This window comes from Thermosporothrix hazakensis (assembly GCF_003253565.1).
In the GTDB taxonomy this organism is placed as follows: Bacteria; Chloroflexota; Ktedonobacteria; order Ktedonobacterales; family Ktedonobacteraceae; genus Thermosporothrix; species Thermosporothrix hazakensis.
In genome coordinates, this window is sequence record NZ_QKUF01000008.1 from 224246 (window position 1) to 240833 (window position 16588).

Genomic DNA, 16588 nt, shown 5'->3' on the forward strand with positions numbered 1-16588 from the left:
TCTGCGGGGTTTGTCAACCTCCCTGCTGACCGCCCCGTCTACATAGAGTATACAAGGAAATATAAGAATCGTCATGAAAGCAGAAAACAAGCTCTAAAGTATGCCATAATAGAAAACTTCTAACATTATAACAGAACCATAGATAAAAAAAGAATGGCAAGAAATAGGATAAATGGGTCTACGGAAAATATATATAAAATTTTAATGCGAACGATATCGTATCAAAAAAAGACCTCCATTCAGGATCGAGAGATGCCCGCCTGTATTCCTGCTTCTCTGCGCTCGCCACTCGCCAATTACTCACACCAAACAGAAGACACCGCTCCACAAGCACAAGATATGACAGATGGGAAAGCGCCCTTCACAGACCAGAGCAGAGCAAGCATCTATATGAGCAGGGAGGGGCAGAGCAGGTTTCCACAAACGGCAGAGATACATAGGTGATTTTCTCTTTTTCAGTGAGGCAGTTCACAATGAAGCAGTGAAATAGGTTATTCTCTTTTCGCGAACAATCAGGCTATAATCAAAACAACACGAGCGACCGTCACCTGTTCAGGGGGTTGAGGGTGACAGGACGCTCGTATTATTTCGTCTATTTATGCTGTAACACGCTGTAATATGACCTGTTGCATCAACCGCTCGACATCCTCTCGCTGCAGCACACCAGCACCGGGCTGACGAGTATTGGCAGTTCCGCATGCGAGCGCCTGCCTGAAAGCCTGTTCCAGCACCGCATCAGCGGCGGCAGCCTCCACGATTGAGGAAGACGCGCCACATTCGACAGCTTGATAGAGCGCCGCCAGCATTCCGGCAACAAAGGCATCACCACAGCCAACTGTTGAAACCGGCTTCTCTATGCTCAGGTTCCCATACCAGGCCCCACAAGCCGAAACCAGCACCGCCCCTTCGGCACCAAGTGTGATAGCGACCAGTTCCACGCCGTGCTGACGCATGCGCTGTCCCGCCTGCACGGCCTCCTCGACGCTGCGTACTGCTCCACCGACAAAGGTCTGAATCTCTGTCGCATTCGGCTTGACCAGCAGAGGGCGAGCTTCAACGCCGGGACGAAGCGCCGCCCCGCTCGTATCCAGCGAGACCGGAACGTTCTGGCCATGCGCCACTTCAATCAGGCGAGCATAGAAATCAGTGGGAAGACCGGGCGGCAGCGAGCCTGACAGCGCAACCAGCTCCACATCAGCAAGCAGACGCCGAAACAGGGTCAGAAACGCCTCAACCTCAGCAGGCTGAATCGCGGGCCCGGGCTCGTTGACCTCGGTCACACGATTCTTGTTCAGCTCGACAATAGCAGTACAGGTGCGAGTCTCTCCGGCTATCTGCTGGAAGGTAGCTTCAATGCCAGCACGCGAGAGCTCGCTTTGCAGAAACTCGGCAGCAAGCCCACCGGCAAACCCCGTCGCGGTGACGGGTAGACCGAGCGTGTGCAGCACTCGCGCCACGTTCAGCCCCTTGCCACCGGGCAGCTTGAGCACGCGCTGTGCCTTGTACGACTCCCCGAGCTGAATCGTCTCAGGAACCATCAAGGTCGTATCGATTGCAGCATTCAGCGTGACAGTCAGAATCGGGCGCATCGCTAGGCTTCCGTCTCTGAAAGAACAATGGAGCGGCTCAAGTGGCGCGGAGCCATTGGATCAACTCCACGGGCCTCGGCCTTGCGCAGCGAGAACAGTTGCCCCTGCGCGATCGTTACCAGCGGATCAACACCGGGCCAGTATACGCTTGCACCCGTCTTGCGCACATCTTCGATGACCGCAGCAACGGCAGGATCATCTTTTCCATCCAGGCACCAGACAAGCGAGTTCTCGTCAAGGCTGGCAATCGGGCCATGCCGGTAGTCAAGCGTCTGGTGGCTCTCGGGCACCAGAATCGCGGTCTCCTGCAAATTCAGTGCGGCGGTGCGAGCCAGTCCGTAGCGCCAGCCACGCCCGAGATAGACCACGTGGTTAAAGCGCAAATAGGGCTTCGCGTCAAAGGTATTCAATGCTTGCTCAATCTCTTCGGCGAGTCCGGGCTGCTCACCGGCAATCAGCAGGCGCAGAGCCAGCGAGACGGCGACAATAAAGCGGGTCTGTACCACACCCTGCTCAGAAGCGAACTCAAGCGGGAGCACAGCATCAGCCAGCTCCTCAGCCGGGGAACCGCTATCACCAACCAGCACCAGCGTACGAATTCCTTCGGCCTTCGCACGACGTAACGCGGTCAGCAGCTCGGTTGTCGTCCCTGAGCGGCTGATAGCAATATTGGTCCAGCCCTTACGAGGCCGATAATCAGAAGGGAAGAGCGCCTGACCTGGAGCACCCTTTTCCTGCTCATAAAAAGCTGCCAGCGCCGCCGACACGTTGTACGAAGAGCCACAGCCCAGGAAAGCCAGCGGGCCTTCAAAGAACGGGGCCAGTTGTGCGCGATAGGCTTCAACACGCTGATAGGTCTGCCGCAAAATAGCGGGAATACTGCGAATGTCCTGTTCGATAGCCGTCGTCATACTGTTCTGCTCCTTCATCGCATTTTCACAAAAATAGACGCAAGAACGCATGTACTGTCATCAGGACGGAGCACATGCTTCAAGCACACCCCTGTACAGCATCATACCAGAAAAGATAGGTAAAGGGGAATTACTCCCGGCAAGGCAGTAACTCCCCTTCTGATCTGCTCTGTTTGCTTAAATGACCTCGATATTGTCCTTACCGCCGTAGAAGTCCCACCAGGGTTTTGCGCCCTTGCTGAGCACCTTATTCAGTGCAGTAATGTTCTTCACGCCCTGATCTTCAAGCCAGCTTCTCAACGCGCTCGCGCCGCCCTCGGCATAGACCTTGATGCCATCCTGCCAGGTCGCCCGACCGCAAAGCACACCAGCGAACGGGGTATCGGCTTCAGCAGCCAGCTCCAGGGTTTCCAGGAAGACAGCATTGCTGACGCCAGCGCTGAGGTAGATAAACGGCACACGCGACACAGACGCCGTCTCACGGAAATACTGCTTCGCCTGCTCACGTGTGTAGGCTACCTTGCCCTCAGTATTGGCCTGCGTGCCCTCAACATACTTCATGTTCACCGGGACTTCAACCTTGAGCACATCGACGCCATACTGCGGCTTGGAGAACTCGGCCATGTACTTCTTGACCTTCTCCGGCTTTACTTTGGCAAACTCGAAGCTCTTCTCGTCGCCGATCTCATCGCTATAAGCGATCACTTCCAGGAAGAAGGGAATATCATACGCGCGACACTCAGCGCCAACGCGCTCAATAAACGCCTCTTTGCGGGTGTTGATCTCGCGGGTATCGTCTGGATCATAGTACATCAGGATCTTGATGGCGTCAGCACCGGCCTCGACCAGACGGCGCACCGACCAATCATCCAGCAGATCAGGGAAACGACCCTTGACTGTTGCATCATAGCCGGTCTTCTCATAGGCCAGCAGCATGCCGGCATGAGATGCGCGATGTTTGGCAGCCTCCAGACCGTACTCAGGATCGAGCAGAATCGCGCTCGCGTGCTGCGTCAGAACCTCTGCTACCTGCACCTTGAACTCGCTCAGCTCCTCAATGGACGCCTCGCCTCCCTTTGCCTTCCCAATCGCCTTACGCAGAGAGCCTCGCTGATCCATTGCAGCAGCAGCGATCACGCCGCGCTCATCGGCCAGACGGTTGATATGCTCGAACTTACCACGTGAAATCTTTACTTTTGTTTCTCCCATTTTCTTCACCCTAAACTTCTTGTACGTCTACGTACCTGTTATGATAGCGGCCTGTACGCCGCGGCAACCCTGAACCAGGGTTTTTATCACAAGGCAGCATTCTTTGCTGCCTATCTGCTTATCTGTGCGTTTGTTTGTTTCCCTCGCGAAGCCGTTGCGGGCTCTTCGCAATTCAAGCGTATCACGTAAAGCCAACGGACGTCAAACAAAACGTCGCACTCCTGACGTATACAAGGTACGCATCGCATCGGCAACTCGTTGCACAAACGCCTGATTCGCACTCCTGGTTGCTCCACCAGCTATCAGCAGCGCCCCTCCATAGAGCCAGCGCCCTACCTATCAATGGAGCCGGGTCGTACTCTACCATATGTTGAATGGTTTATGCCAGCTCTTCCCGGTTCACGATGCGCGCCGACGGCCACAAAACGCAATCATCACAAATTAGACGACAAACCGAACGGGCCCGTTGAAGCAAGAAGGCTTTCTCGGGATAGAGAAGCACTACATTACCAGATCCATATATGGAAGAGCCGGTTGTTTCTTGCTTCAGGAGCACATAAAAACGGGAAGAGTCTGAACAGATTTACACTTCTCACTATATCATAACAGAACATGAAAAAGAGATGGTAGATAGGAACACCTATCTCCATCTCTCACCGGGATACATTGCCTGTGAGTCGGCAACAAGGGTACGAACCGAACGGAGGAATTATTGCTTCTCTTTCAGTGGATAAGGAGTGCCAAGCGGCCCCGTCACGATCCGCCCGTTGAGCAGCGTCGCCAGCTCGACCGCGATCGCATCAACCACGGTGCCACCACGTGTTATCTGAAGCTGCTCCTGGGAGTGGCGAAGCTCCCGCAGCGCCTCTACCAGTTGTTCCGCCTCTTTTCTGGTGCGTTCCAGCTCCTCTTCTGCGGAACGCGCGCGTTGCAAGCGAGCGATGATATTGTTCAGTGAGCCAGCAACCGGCCAGAGGAGGTTTTCACGAGTCAGCGGCACCCGCGCGTTCAGGTCTCCATTCGCGACGCGTGTCTGTGTCTGGATAATCTGCTCAATGCTCTGGTCGAGCTGTTCCATTTGCAGCGCCTTCTCCTGCATCTGAATCGCCAGATCGTGTTCAAGCCGCGCGATCTCTTCAGCCCGATCAGCACGAGCAATCGCCCGGCCAGCACTGCGCACCCAGAGATAGGCGATCAGCGCGACCGTAATATAGATGTTCGTGGGGATCAGCAACAGGTATGGCAGGCCAAGTTCTAGCAGCCGCGCAACCGTCGTCGTATGCGGCAGGAAAGCCAGCGCCCACCAGGCAAAGCCACAGTTAAAGAGCGCCACCCCAAAAACAACACGAGGAGGCAAAAGCGACGCAGCCAGCAGCTCCGGGATCACCAGAATACAGAGGATTGGCAATGAAATCACGCTTATGCCGCGTGGCGAGCAGAGCAAGACGAGCATGGTTGCGGCAATACAGGCACAGACCGCGATCCAGCCGGCCAGCATAGTCGAGCCGAAGCGGTTGACCACCAGCGCGAAGATGGTCGCCAGCGCCAGACCAGCCACAATCAGTGTCGGTGCCAGGGTCGCGGCTCGCAAGGCCAGCGGTAGAGCCGTCAGCGGCAGGAACAGCAGCGCCAGCAAGATCAGACTCGCCAGCCTCCCCCTGCGATAGGTTTCCCGCTTCTCCATATCCATCAACTCACCCGGCTTCTCAGGGGCTGCCAGCCGATACCACCAGCCCAGCAGGCCACTATCACCGGACCCCTGAACGCGCAAATAGGAGGGCACCTTTGGAAGCTTACTTGAATCGCCCTTGATACGCACTTTTTCCGCCTTCCACATCATCCAGCTCCTCACTTAGTCCATATCCACGACGCGAATGGAGCGCAAATCAGAAATAACCTGCTCCACAACTCCCGGCATAACAAAGAGCATCCGGGCAATGCGCTCCAGACTCGTCTGTCCATCGATCAATGCATAAACACTGCGATACAGGCGCGGCCACGAGGCCATATGCTCCGCTCCCAGATGTACCAGCCGCCGGGGAACGCCCGCAGAAGAGCGGGCAGCAGCGGTAGCAGGGAGTTCCTGTAACGCGGCCTTCTTTGCGCTCTCGGATAACCTCCAGCGAATTACTCCCAGACTCTTGATCATCTGCAATGCCTGCTCGTTCTCCATCAGGACATGACCGTTCTGGTCAGTAATCGAGCAGGAGCGCACCTTTCCCCTGTCAACCATAATCTCAAGGTGACAGGCTTCCTTCAGCATCGGGCCACCTGAAGGAAGATCCGCCGAGAGCACCCCTGTCCTGCGATGGTATGTCAGGACTTCCAACATGGTCTCTAAATCAAGGATGTACACGCACAAGACCTTTCCTTTGCAATCAAACCGCCAGGCACTTACTGCCTGGAACGCGCATCATTTGGGAGGGAAAAGAGAGGAAAGGGCCCGTTGCTTCTGTCCATCTTCTGTCCATGTATATTCTCCCCACCGATGACATCCCGAAAACCACAGTATTGAAATACAGTATAAACCATAAATTGTTTTTCTTCCGGAAAGTATCCTGATAGAAAAATAACATGCCTGTACCTTCATGTCAATAATAATAAACTTCACCATTCTTCCCTTGCATAAAGATATATACAATGAATTTTTCTGATACATCTTTACACATGTCTCTTTCCAAAAAAAGTACTATCTCACTCTACACACAATGCAAAACCGGATAGAGATATAATCATACTTCTCTCTGCATCGCTGGCAATAGCGCAGACTCTCCTCCTTTTCGGGCGCGAACGGCAGCGCAAAGAACACGCATCGTGCAAAGAACTTTCACGCCGTTCATGTTTCCAAAAGTACTCATATGAAAACGCTGTCGTCCCTCCCTTTGCACAGGACAAAACCGTCTTCTGTCTGCTATAATGAAGAGAGAACAGAACGCTCGTATTCGCTATGTGAAAGGATTCCCAAACAATGGCATATGGAAGGAGAAAGCCATGACTGGCTATTTTCGCATGCGAGCGCCCACCTGGAGAGATCTCCATGCCATCGGTGAGCTGCTGGCGATCTGCGAACAGGCAGAGACCGGGCAAAACAGCCGCACCGCACAGGAACACAGCCGCGCACTCTCAGACGCCTTTCAGAAGACCCCCCTTTTCTCCCTGGCCCGAGACGCCTGGTTACTGGTTGCAACCGAGCAGCGCTGTATTGGCTTTGCCTCGCTCTGGCGCTCGCCTGATGCCCCGCTCAACATGGTGATCTCCTCGCGCATCCATCCGGAGTATTGCGGCTCTGGGCTCGGCACGCTGCTTCTGCGCACCGCCGAACAACGCGCCCGCGAAGTCGCCGCTGGAGCTCCGGCCACCCTCTTGAGCTGGGTGACAGGCAGCAACACCGCCGCCCGCACGCTGCTTGAGAGCGAAGGCTACACAGCAACACGCACCTTCGCCAAAATGGATTATCCCCTTGACCGCGAGACGCCACCGCCGCAGATCCCCGCAGGGTTCACGCTACGTACCTTCATACCCGAACAGGATGAGTATGCGACTTATGAGGCCGACAACGAGGCGTTTCAGGATAGCTGGGGATATGTCCCGAGCTCATTCACAACCTGGAAACTGCATAATATCCAGCGCCCCGATTTTGACCCCTCGCTCTGGTTCCTTGCCATTCAGAACGAGACAATCGCAGGCTACGCGCTCTGCTTTCAGCATAAGGACCATAAGAAGCAGCCACTCGGCTGGATCGAAGCGCTGGCGGTGCGGCGGCCGTATCGACGGCAGGGGCTGGCCCGGGCACTCCTCCAGACCGCGTTTCACGAGTTTCAGCGCCGGGGAGCGGTCTGCTGTCAGCTCAATGTCGACCTCGAAAACCCGACGGGAGCGCTCCACCTCTACGAGAAGGCAGGTATGTCCCGCATGCCCAATGTAGAGATCCGCTACGAAAAGCTGCTCAACGACGCCCATCAAAGCGCACCATGACCTGATCAAGCGGCTTTTTCCCGATCGCGGGCACCTCTGCATCTTCGGCAGGATAGCCAACCGGAATCAAGACATAAGCACGTTCGTTGGCTGGACGCTTGAGGATCTGGCCCAGAAACCCCATTGGATTGGGTGTATGGGTCAGGGTCGCCAGGCCGGCAAAAGTCAGGGCCGAAAGCAGCATCCCAACCGCGATCCCAACCGATTCCTGTACATAATAATGCTTCACCTTGCGCTGTGAGCCGTCTGGCAGGGTTTCAAGTCCGTAGAGTTGTGCGAAGACCACAATGACATATGGAGCCTGTTCAATATGCGGCTTATGCCAGTCCGTACCAAGCGGTTCCAGCGCCTCCAACCATTCCCGCGACATCCGATGCTCATAGCTCTCCTTCTCCTCACGCTCCGCAGCCTCACGAAGCTGACGCTTCAGCTCGGGATCGCTGACCACAACAAACGTCCAGGGCTGCTGATTTGCGCCGCTCGGGGCCAGACTGGCCGCACGGATCGCGTTTTCAATCAACTCAAAGGGGACCGGCTCGCTGGAATACTCACGGATGGTACGTCTGCGTGTCATCGTCTCAAGATAGAGACGAACGCCGTCTCGTTGCGCTTCGGGGCTTAAACGGTGGGCCGTGTAGGGGACAAAGGGATAGGCTTTCTTGCCGGACATAGGGTTTTCGCTCCTTTCTGCTTTTGAAGCTGGCACCTGCTTCAGCGCGTCTCAGAGGAGAGGATGCGCCCGGTTTTGCTCGTATTGTCGTATTCCAGTATTGTACCACATCACGAGCCACAAATGAAAAGGCGAGAGGTATTTCCCCTCGCCCACATGAAACACGATAGAGCGCTAGTAGCCAACCGTTCTGCTAATAGCCCGCGCAATGACCTGATGCCCCTCAGGCGTTGCGTGGATATCGTGGAAATCGGAGCAGATCCAGGTATACGCGCAGATTCGTAGATTCGGCGTCTCCGCTCCCCCGAAGGCAGCAAACGTGTCTACCAGCGACCCATAACCCCGAATATCCGCGGCAAGGTGACCATTCAATTCCTGTATAAACTGAACTGTATTGGGACACTCATTCTGAAAGGGATTATAGTAATTCACCAGGATAATATCACCGGTCGGCTCGCCGTTGACGGTCAAGGCTTCGCGCAGCTTCGGGAAGATCACCTGTGTCAACTGCATGTCCATCTGCTGAAGCGCCTGCCGAAAACGGGGCACATCTCCCTTACAGGTCTTCACATCAAAGAACGAGAGAATGTCGTTCGAGCCTATATTGAACGTTACCGGGCTGACCTTGCCCTTATGCTCGTTGATATAGGTCAGCGCCGCCTCAAGCTGCGATCCAAGATAGGGGTACTTGCGCAGAAACGGATAGGGACACTCTCCGGTCTGTATCGTCTTACTGGTCTCGCCGGGGCAGCTCATATTCACATAGGAGCTGGTCCCATACTGGCGCAAGTTCTGATAGAAGTATTCAGCATAGCCATGATCGAAATCGAGATTCGGCTGATAGCCAAAGGCCATCGAATCGCCCAGAGCAAGATAATGCTCCTTTGGCCCGATGATCGGCACGGCCATACGCGCACCGGCCAGCGTTGAGGGAATGCAGAAAAGCGAGAGTATACAGAGCAGCGCCGCCAACCAGCCAACCACCCGCCTTGATACCCGTCTTGCCACTTCAACAACCTCCTTCCACCCATCACAGTAAAAGAACAGTGGTTACACTATTGTTCGAACCAACTGCCTACTTACTATATATTATACCTTTATCCTCAAATATCCGTAGAGCATGCTGGCAATCAAGCAAGCAAAAACGGGGGTTTTGGAGCAAAGAATACAATATACCTATACTCTCTCACCGTTTTTTGCTGGAGAATTCGTAATCGAGGTATTGGTGTGATGACAACACAAGAACAACATTACCTGCTTGCCGAGCAGCCCGCCTCGGTGGAACCACCGGAGACGTTCCGCCTGATCGCGCACCCTGACGGCACCTTTGAGCTGGTGCAGCAGCGCTCTCTACGCCTTTCGGCCACCATGCTCACGGCACTCAAAGAGATGCTCACACGCATTGCACACGCTCCGACATGCTACCAGAGCTATACAGAGAACGCTTTCACGCTCTGGTATGATGGGCATAGCCTGCATATCAGCGACGCCGCTCTGACGCTTTCCATCCCCCTCACCCGACTCCTTGCAGCCCTCGAAAAGCAGGAAAGTGCCTGTTGTTGTCACGGAAACGGGCACTTCTCAACCGCCGCCCTGCGCGTAATCCTGCCCTTTTACCACTCCGATTTCAAGCCATCCGACTGTCAGTAGAACACATCTGACTCCCAATAGAAGAATTTTGATTCAGAAGTACAATAGAAATATGCAGATCCACAGGGATGGTACCCCCTCTTTTCTCGTACTGAGAAAAGAAGTCAATGTGGAAACCCTCGTCTATACCAACACACACAAGGAGACGAGAGCGATTCGCTTCCTCTTCATCCCCGGAGAGAAGGAATTGCTCTCGTCTCGCTTTTGGTGTGTGCTGAATGGAGTACTGCGTGTGGCACAGTACAAATGAAGAGGTACTGCTATCAGGTGCGGTTGACACACATTGATAGGCGCTCCTCGTCCGCGCTCTCACAGAGCGGCACAACAAACAGACTCTTCAACGAACCTGCTTGCTTCAATGAGCAGTATACCCCGTTGCTAAAATATAATATGCAAAAATACGACTATGTCTGATAGTATTTATCAAAAGGCGCCCGCCTATCAGTGTATTTCGGTTTCAGGATGCAAGCAAGCAACAAAAACGACCTACCAGCGAAAGAGCGGCGTCTGACTCAGCAGATAGAGGAGAATGAGCGTCAGAATGAAAATGGCGATAATGGTCAGTAAGCATCCGAGCGTTTCCCAGTTCATCCATTCTGACATAACCGACTCCTTTTATGCTGGCGGGCTCATCGACGCCTCGCATCTTTCACATGAAGCGCTCTTTGATGAACTCCTTTCACTACAGATCTGGAAAAAAGCTTTCCTCTTATTATCTTATTATAATAATTTCTCTAATTGTAATGTATCTATTTTGTATATTGTAGAGTAAAGACATGGGATCGGCAAAAAAAAGCCGCCCTCCGTCAAAAGCGAAGAGCGACCGAGAAGGTTGGATTATGCCTGTGAGATTGGAATTGAGCTCTGCTGAAACTTTTTCTTACAGCCGATCATCGCGCCACAGGTGCTCATTGAGACTCCCATAAGCACTGCCAGCACCAGACTAAGCAGCCAGTTCAGCAGCAGATTCGAGGTGATGATCTGCTCCAGCGAGGGCTGCGTTCCGAGCGCCTCAGCCATTCCCGGGAGCACAACTGTCAGCAGCAGTACCAGCGCGCTGACGATATTAATACCCCCAAACAGCAGGCCCGTCCACAGGCCCGCAAACAGCCCGGGACGCACACGCCCCGTTTTTTTACCAAGCAAGAACCCGATCACGAAGTAGACCGTCAGGCTCAACAACAGAGTGACAATCTCAAGAATCAAGGAGAGCAGTTGTGCATCATTGGGAGCAGCCTGGGCGCGAACGAATAGACTTATACTGGAATTCACAATCACGACCAGGCAGGCGATGATCCCGGCAATGAGTGCATAGCGGAGGATAAGCTGCTTGACAGAACCCCCTGATATCTCCTGTTCCACGGTGGAACCTCCTTCCAGACAACACTTTTTCTCAAAAAAACGATCATTTCCACAACATTTTTCCATACTGCTAATCGAGTACACTCTTCAGGCCAATTCCATTATATGAGGCTTCAGGTAATATTCTTGTAAATGTGTTGATATAAAGTATATCAATAGACTTGTGTTGATTCTTATACTAATTGTAGGAGAAACATTTCTAGTTAATGGTGAATATACATATGATAGCTCCTCAATTACCCATTTTTCGAGAAGAAGCGGTACGAAATTATTTCCAGAAGCGGGAACAACGCTCACGACTGCGTTTCTACTTCTGGCCAATTGTAGCGTGTTTCTGGGTTCTGCTCAGTCTGTTTCTGATTATCGGCGGACTGGCATACTCTACCGATATTCCAGAGTATACCCCGGGAGCAGGCGTCATTCTGGGCAAAGAAACAGCCAATCAGCTAGAGACTGATTCCGCCGTTGCCGTCATCTTCGTTGCGCCGAAATATGCAAAACAGCTCAAGCCCGGGCAAGCCGTCCGCGTCACGCTTGGCATCAGCAACACCGACATTGAGACCAGTATCAAACAGGTCGAGCCGGGGCTGGTTGATCCGCGCACGGTTGCGCAGCGCTATCGGCTGACCGCCAGGCCCTATTTACCGCTGACGCAGCCCGCAGCAGCCGTGCTTGTTGAACTCCCCAACCTTGAGCCCGGGGCCTTTACGGGCAGTCTCTTAAAAGCCCGTGTGACCGTCGGTAAGGAGAGTATTTATTCATTTCTCGTGAACAAGTTGAAGGACCTATAAGAAGGATGCAATGGAAACAAAGCAACAGCAGAAACTAACGTTACCGCCCCCCGCGAAGTCCAGCGAGAATCCCGATATCTGGCAACTCGACACTGTGCCTATCGAGCAGGTGCAGGTGCGCCCGCGCCCCTTCCTGGCTCGTCTCTGGGGTCAATTCTTTAAAAAGAGGGTCCCTGTCCTCATCCAGATGACCGAAGTAGAATGTGGTCTGGCCTGTCTTGCCATGTTGCTCAGCTATCATGGGCGCAAGACCAGCATTTCAGAGCTGCGCACGCAATTCGGCATCGGACGAGATGGACTCTCGGCTCTGAGCATTGTGCAGGCGGCGCGCGGCTTCGGGCTCCAGGTCAAGCCCGTTGCCATGAAGCGCAGCGATTTCAGTCGCCTGCCCCTACCGGCCATTATTCACTGGCAATTCAACCATTATCTGATTGTCGAGCGCTGGACGCCAAAATATGCCGTTGTGATTGATCCGGCGAGCGGGCGGAAGAAAATGTCCCTTCAGGAGCTGAATGAGGGCTTTACAGGGATCGCTATTCTGGCCGAGCCTGGGCCACGCTTCAAGCGGCGCAAAACCTCACCGGGAACGCCGATTCTGGCAACCTTTCTCTGGAAAACGCTCAAACGATCTCCCGGCGCGGTGCTGCAAGTGCTGGCAGCCTCCGCGCTTCTTCAGGTTTTTGGCCTGCTTCTGCCGCTGCTCACCAAGCTGGTGACGGATTATGTGTTGCCAACTCGAACGCCTGAAATCATGTCTATTATCGGGGTTGGCGTCATGCTTCTGCTGCTGGTTCAGGCAATCACCACGCTGCTACGCGGATGGGTCATCGTCTACCTGCGCGTACGCATCGATATGAACATCATGTTCAGCTTCTTTGAGCATCTGCTTTCGTTGCCGTACAACTTCTTTCAGCAGCGCTCAAATGGCGATCTCCTCTCGCGTATCGAGAGTAATTCCGTGATTCGCGATACCCTGACCAACCCGTTTGTGTCAGCCCTGCTTGATAGCGTGATGGTCATCACCTATATGCTGATTCTCCTATGGCAATCGCCTACCTTTGCCGCCATCGCGCTGCTTATGGGGGCGCTTCAGGCCACCCTGATGATAAGCACCTATAATCATATTCGTGGCATGGCCAATCGCGAGCTCTCGGCACAGGGGAAGGCTCAGGGCTATATGAGCGAGGTACTGGCGGGCATCGCCACCATCAAATCATCAGGCACTGAGCAGCGGGCCCACGAGCGCTGGTCGAATCTCTTCCTTGATCAGCTCAACGTCCTGATTCAGCGCAGCTATATCCAGACATTGATTGATACAGGCATGAACCTGCTTCGCACCACCACCCCGCTGCTGCTGCTCTGCGTGGGCGCGTTCCTGGTGCTGAACGGCTCGATGACCATTGGTACTATGCTGGCAATGAACAGCCTGGCGGCGGCCTTCCTCTCGCCTCTGACCTCGCTCATCAGCAGCGGGCAACAGTTACAACTGGTACACGCCCATTTTGAGCGCCTGGCCGACGTGATCGCCGCTGAACCAGAACAGTATAATCAGCAGGTCATCTCGCCGCCAGAGCTGACGGGCCATGTCCAGTTGCGCAACGTCAGCTTCCGCTACGGGCCTGATAGTCCCTGGGTACTGAAAAACATCAACCTGGTGATCGAGCCGGGCCAGCAGGTCGCGATTGTAGGTAGAACCGGCTCGGGGAAGAGTACGCTCGGTAAGCTGCTCCTCGGCCTCTATATACCGTCCAGTGGCAAAATTCAGCTCGACGGCATTCCGATAGATCTGATGCGCTATTCTGAGGTGCGCCGTCAATTCGGTGTGGTGTTGCAGGAAGCCTCGATTTTCAGCGGAAGCATTATGCACAACATCACCTTTGACGATAGCTCGATCAGCAAAGAGCAGGCAATGAAAGCCGCCCAGATCGCCGCGTTCCATGAAGATATTGTCCAGATGCCTATGGGCTATGACACGATGGTAGCCGAGGGCGGAAGCGCGCTTTCTGGTGGTCAGCGCCAACGCCTGGCCCTCGCCCGGGCGATTGTGCGAAATCCGCGCATTTTGCTGCTGGATGAGGCCACAAGTAGCCTGGATGCCATTACAGAGCAGCGCATCACCGAAAATCTGCAAGGGCTTTCCTGCACACAGATCATTATCGCGCACCGCCTGAGCACAATTCGGAGCGCCGATATGATCGTTGTGCTTGATCAGGGCTCAATCGTGGAAAAGGGCACACATGAGGAATTGATGAAAAAAGGAGGCTACTACGCAGAGTTGCTCAAGCAACAATTTGAGAAGCAGCAGAAACAGACTTCCTGATCCCTCTTACAGCCTCTATCAGATTTCCGGCCGTCTGAACCGAAAAAGGCCGGCAGGTCTCGCCTCGTATCCAGTATTTCTGGGTAGGCGAGACTTTTTTTGAATTGGCTTCGGCAGACTTTACAAGCAGCAGAATGGCCATTCTTTTAAAAACACACATATTTATACACACGATATAACACCATCAGTATAATGTAAATGGATATCCGACCAACACAAAAAAGTATAGCTTCCAGAGGGGAAACAGTAATTTCTACTTGCTCTACCAGAGTTCGCCGGGAAGCTATACAGTGGGTGATGGGAGGGAATATCATTCCAATGAATGAACGTATTGAAAGGAGAACATAACATGAATCACGAGATTATCCGCGCATGGAAAGATGCATCATATCGCAAGAGCCTGTCTTCCGAGGATCTGGCAAATCTGCCCGAGAATCCTGCTGGCGCCATCGAGCTCAGCGATGCCGAGCTTGAGAGCATCCAGGGCGGACATCATCATCATAGAAAATGCTGTCTGAAGAAGAACACTGAGATTAACACTGTCGCTGTTATCTGCGCACAGTCGCTCCTCATCTTGAACCTCTGTATCACGATGGGTACAGACTGCATCTCGTAATTCTCGGAGGACCTACGCATTGTCGCAAGGTTAGGGTGCTGCCCTAACCTTGCAATCTTTTAGCAGCTTTCACCGGTATGTTCTAATGTTTCTCTTTAGTCCCAGTTTATACTAAAACTACTTAGAGAATTTTTCCATTCTCTCTTACTTGAAAAGTTGACATCTGGCGTCAGATAAAGATGGCAGGGATCAGCAGAGAAAGCCGATCCAGGAATGAAAAGCTGACACCCGCTGGAATGGATGTCGACACAAACTATCGAATACGAGGAGAAAAAAGACAATGATTTCCAACAACAAACGGACCAATGGTCAACAGAAACACATCGCTTCCATCAGTCGTTTACTCCTGGTTGCATTACTGGCCCTGGCCGCCGCTGCAATGCATGGCGCACTCTCTCAAACCTCGTCAGCGAAAGCCGCCGGTCTGCATCCAGCCGGGAAAATGGCCCCCATGCACTCCCACCATTTCGGTGATTTCTGTGGTCACGATTGCTGCGATGACTGCTGTGACGATTGCTGCGACGACTGCTGCGACGACTGCTATGAAGAGGTGCCACCTCCTGTGAAGGAAGAGCCCACGCCTGCACCCACAGAGGAAGTGAAGCCCACGCCTGCACCCACAGAGGAAGTGAGGCCCGCACCGACACAGGAAGTGAGACCACAGCCCCAGGCTCCTGTGATCGTGCCGCAGTTGCCGCCGACCGGTTCTGATCCAAACGCACACGTCTAGTACCGGACAAGCATTAAACACTGTCATCATTCTGAGGTAGAGAGAAGCATTTTCTCTCTACCTTCTTCCATTGAGAAGGGAAAGGAAAGGATTATCCATGCGGCATTTTATAAATCGGCGAATCATCATTCTGCTGCTTGCCGCCAGTCTCATTCTCAGCGTCTTTATCTGGTTTCTTCAGGGAGCCCCCCACCTTCCATTCAACCAGGCTATTCAAGCAACTATTCAGCCCGACTCACGCTCCCATGATAATCAACATCGGGCGAACCCGCTCCAGACGACGACTCCAACCCCGCACAGCGAACTCCTGGCGATGCAACTGGAAATCCCGGCGATCAAGCTCAAAGCCCCGGTTGAGTCGGTGGGCATCCTCCCAACGGGCGAAATGGGCCTGCCAACCCATAACCCCTGGGAACACGTGGGCCTGTACCGCTTCGGGCCCAAACCGGGAGAAAAGGGCAGTGCGGTGATTGCCGGCCATCTCGATCGGCCAGGAGGGAAGCCTGCTGTCTTCTGGGATCTCAGGCGCCTGCAACCGGGCGACCGCATTCTGATTTCGAGTGGCCAGGAGAGACAAACCTTCAAAGTAATCCGCCTCGTCACCTACAAGCCCACTGAGGCGCCTCTGAACGAAATTTTCGGGCGTAGCGACGGCTATTACCTGAACCTGATTACCTGTGCCGGTGACTGGGTTCCTGAGCTACAACGCACCACTGAGCGCCTGGTTGTCTTCACCCAGCGCGTAGACTCCTGACTATCCCCGCC

General features: G+C 53.7%; 15 protein-coding genes. 7 read left to right on the forward strand and 8 right to left on the reverse strand.

What is annotated here, in order from left to right; all coding sequences use genetic code 11:
• Positions 1 to 596: 596 nt before the first annotated feature.
• The 5 genes from EI42_RS14100 to EI42_RS14120 form a co-directional block, all read right to left on the reverse strand.
• Positions 597 to 1589 (reverse strand): 1-phosphofructokinase family hexose kinase, encoded by a 993-nt coding sequence (locus EI42_RS14100; protein WP_111323033.1) that lies wholly within the window; start codon positions 1587 to 1589, stop codon positions 597 to 599.
• A 2-nt stretch (positions 1590 to 1591) separates the two neighbouring features.
• Entirely contained in the window at positions 1592 to 2500 is a 909-nt protein-coding gene (locus tag EI42_RS14105; protein ID WP_170142615.1) for an SIS domain-containing protein, read from the reverse strand.
• Between the two features lie 177 nt (positions 2501 to 2677).
• Positions 2678 to 3709 (reverse strand): tagatose 1,6-diphosphate aldolase, encoded by a 1032-nt coding sequence (locus EI42_RS14110; RefSeq protein WP_111323037.1) that lies wholly within the window; start codon positions 3707 to 3709, stop codon positions 2678 to 2680.
• Between the two features lie 709 nt (positions 3710 to 4418).
• Positions 4419 to 5549, reverse strand: a complete 1131-nt coding sequence (locus tag EI42_RS14115) for a hypothetical protein (protein ID WP_137686030.1) — start codon at positions 5547 to 5549, stop codon at positions 4419 to 4421.
• Between the two features lie 12 nt (positions 5550 to 5561).
• Positions 5562 to 6065 (reverse strand): hypothetical protein, encoded by a 504-nt coding sequence (locus tag EI42_RS14120; protein ID WP_111323041.1) that lies wholly within the window; start codon positions 6063 to 6065, stop codon positions 5562 to 5564.
• Positions 6066 to 6700: 635 nt separating this feature from the next.
• Between EI42_RS14120 and EI42_RS14130 the strand changes: the two genes are divergently transcribed.
• Positions 6701 to 7684, forward strand: coding sequence for a GNAT family N-acetyltransferase (locus EI42_RS14130; RefSeq protein ID WP_170142616.1), 984 nt, complete (start codon positions 6701 to 6703; stop codon positions 7682 to 7684).
• On the opposite strand, the gene EI42_RS14135 is transcribed toward EI42_RS14130, so the two are convergent.
• Positions 7656 to 8354 carry a nitroreductase family protein gene (locus EI42_RS14135; RefSeq protein WP_111323047.1) on the reverse strand — a complete coding sequence of 233 codons (699 nt, stop codon included), beginning with the start codon at positions 8352 to 8354 and terminating at the stop codon, positions 7656 to 7658. The genes EI42_RS14130 and EI42_RS14135 overlap by 29 nt on opposite strands.
• Positions 8355 to 8528: 174 nt before the next feature.
• Positions 8529 to 9362 (reverse strand): SGNH/GDSL hydrolase family protein, encoded by an 834-nt coding sequence (locus EI42_RS14140; RefSeq protein WP_137686029.1) that lies wholly within the window; start codon positions 9360 to 9362, stop codon positions 8529 to 8531.
• Between the two features lie 222 nt (positions 9363 to 9584).
• On the opposite strand from EI42_RS14140, the gene EI42_RS14145 reads away from it, so the two are divergent.
• A complete protein-coding gene (locus EI42_RS14145) occupies positions 9585 to 10004 on the forward strand; it encodes a hypothetical protein (RefSeq protein WP_111323051.1) in 420 nt (139 codons plus the stop codon).
• A gap of 837 nt (positions 10005 to 10841) precedes the next feature.
• On the opposite strand, the gene EI42_RS14155 is transcribed toward EI42_RS14145, so the two are convergent.
• Entirely contained in the window at positions 10842 to 11366 is a 525-nt protein-coding gene (locus EI42_RS14155; RefSeq protein ID WP_111323055.1) for a hypothetical protein, read from the reverse strand.
• Positions 11367 to 11587: 221 nt separating this feature from the next.
• On the opposite strand from EI42_RS14155, the gene EI42_RS14160 reads away from it, so the two are divergent.
• From EI42_RS14160 to EI42_RS14175, 5 genes are all read left to right on the forward strand, one after another.
• Positions 11588 to 12157, forward strand: a complete 570-nt coding sequence (locus EI42_RS14160; RefSeq protein WP_137686028.1) for a hypothetical protein — start codon at positions 11588 to 11590, stop codon at positions 12155 to 12157.
• A 10-nt stretch (positions 12158 to 12167) separates the two neighbouring features.
• Positions 12168 to 14477, forward strand: coding sequence for a peptidase domain-containing ABC transporter (locus EI42_RS14165; protein WP_111323059.1), 2310 nt, complete (start codon positions 12168 to 12170; stop codon positions 14475 to 14477).
• Positions 14478 to 14826: 349 nt separating this feature from the next.
• Positions 14827 to 15093 carry a mersacidin/lichenicidin family type 2 lantibiotic gene (locus EI42_RS14170; protein WP_111323061.1) on the forward strand — a complete coding sequence of 89 codons (267 nt, stop codon included), beginning with the start codon at positions 14827 to 14829 and terminating at the stop codon, positions 15091 to 15093.
• A 280-nt stretch (positions 15094 to 15373) separates the two neighbouring features.
• Positions 15374 to 15823, forward strand: coding sequence for a hypothetical protein (locus EI42_RS31915; protein WP_137686027.1), 450 nt, complete (start codon positions 15374 to 15376; stop codon positions 15821 to 15823).
• 97 nt (positions 15824 to 15920) lie between these two features.
• The gene (locus EI42_RS14175) at positions 15921 to 16577 is read left to right on the forward strand and encodes a class F sortase (protein WP_111323063.1); all 657 of its coding nucleotides are present in this window, start codon (positions 15921 to 15923) and stop codon (positions 16575 to 16577) included.
• The last annotated feature ends 11 nt before the right edge of the window (positions 16578 to 16588 follow it).

Bases quoted from the DNA above. Each gene is read 5' to 3' on its own strand.
- EI42_RS14100 (WP_111323033.1), bottom strand. From the start codon at position 1,589: ATGCGCCCGATTCTGACTGTCACGCTGAATGCTGCAATCGATACGACC.
- EI42_RS14105 (WP_170142615.1), bottom strand. From the start codon at position 2,500: ATGACGACGGCTATCGAACAGGACATTCGCAGTATTCCCGCTATTTTG.
- EI42_RS14110 (WP_111323037.1), bottom strand. From the start codon at position 3,709: ATGGGAGAAACAAAAGTAAAGATTTCACGTGGTAAGTTCGAGCATATC.
- EI42_RS14115 (WP_137686030.1), bottom strand. From the start codon at position 5,549: ATGATGTGGAAGGCGGAAAAAGTGCGTATCAAGGGCGATTCAAGTAAG.
- EI42_RS14130 (WP_170142616.1), top strand. From the start codon at position 6,701: ATGACTGGCTATTTTCGCATGCGAGCGCCCACCTGGAGAGATCTCCAT.
- EI42_RS14135 (WP_111323047.1), bottom strand. From the start codon at position 8,354: ATGTCCGGCAAGAAAGCCTATCCCTTTGTCCCCTACACGGCCCACCGT.
- EI42_RS14145 (WP_111323051.1), top strand. From the start codon at position 9,585: ATGACAACACAAGAACAACATTACCTGCTTGCCGAGCAGCCCGCCTCG.
- EI42_RS14160 (WP_137686028.1), top strand. From the start codon at position 11,588: ATGATAGCTCCTCAATTACCCATTTTTCGAGAAGAAGCGGTACGAAAT.
- EI42_RS14165 (WP_111323059.1), top strand. From the start codon at position 12,168: ATGGAAACAAAGCAACAGCAGAAACTAACGTTACCGCCCCCCGCGAAG.
- EI42_RS14170 (WP_111323061.1), top strand. From the start codon at position 14,827: ATGAATCACGAGATTATCCGCGCATGGAAAGATGCATCATATCGCAAG.
- EI42_RS31915 (WP_137686027.1), top strand. From the start codon at position 15,374: ATGATTTCCAACAACAAACGGACCAATGGTCAACAGAAACACATCGCT.
- EI42_RS14175 (WP_111323063.1), top strand. From the start codon at position 15,921: ATGCGGCATTTTATAAATCGGCGAATCATCATTCTGCTGCTTGCCGCC.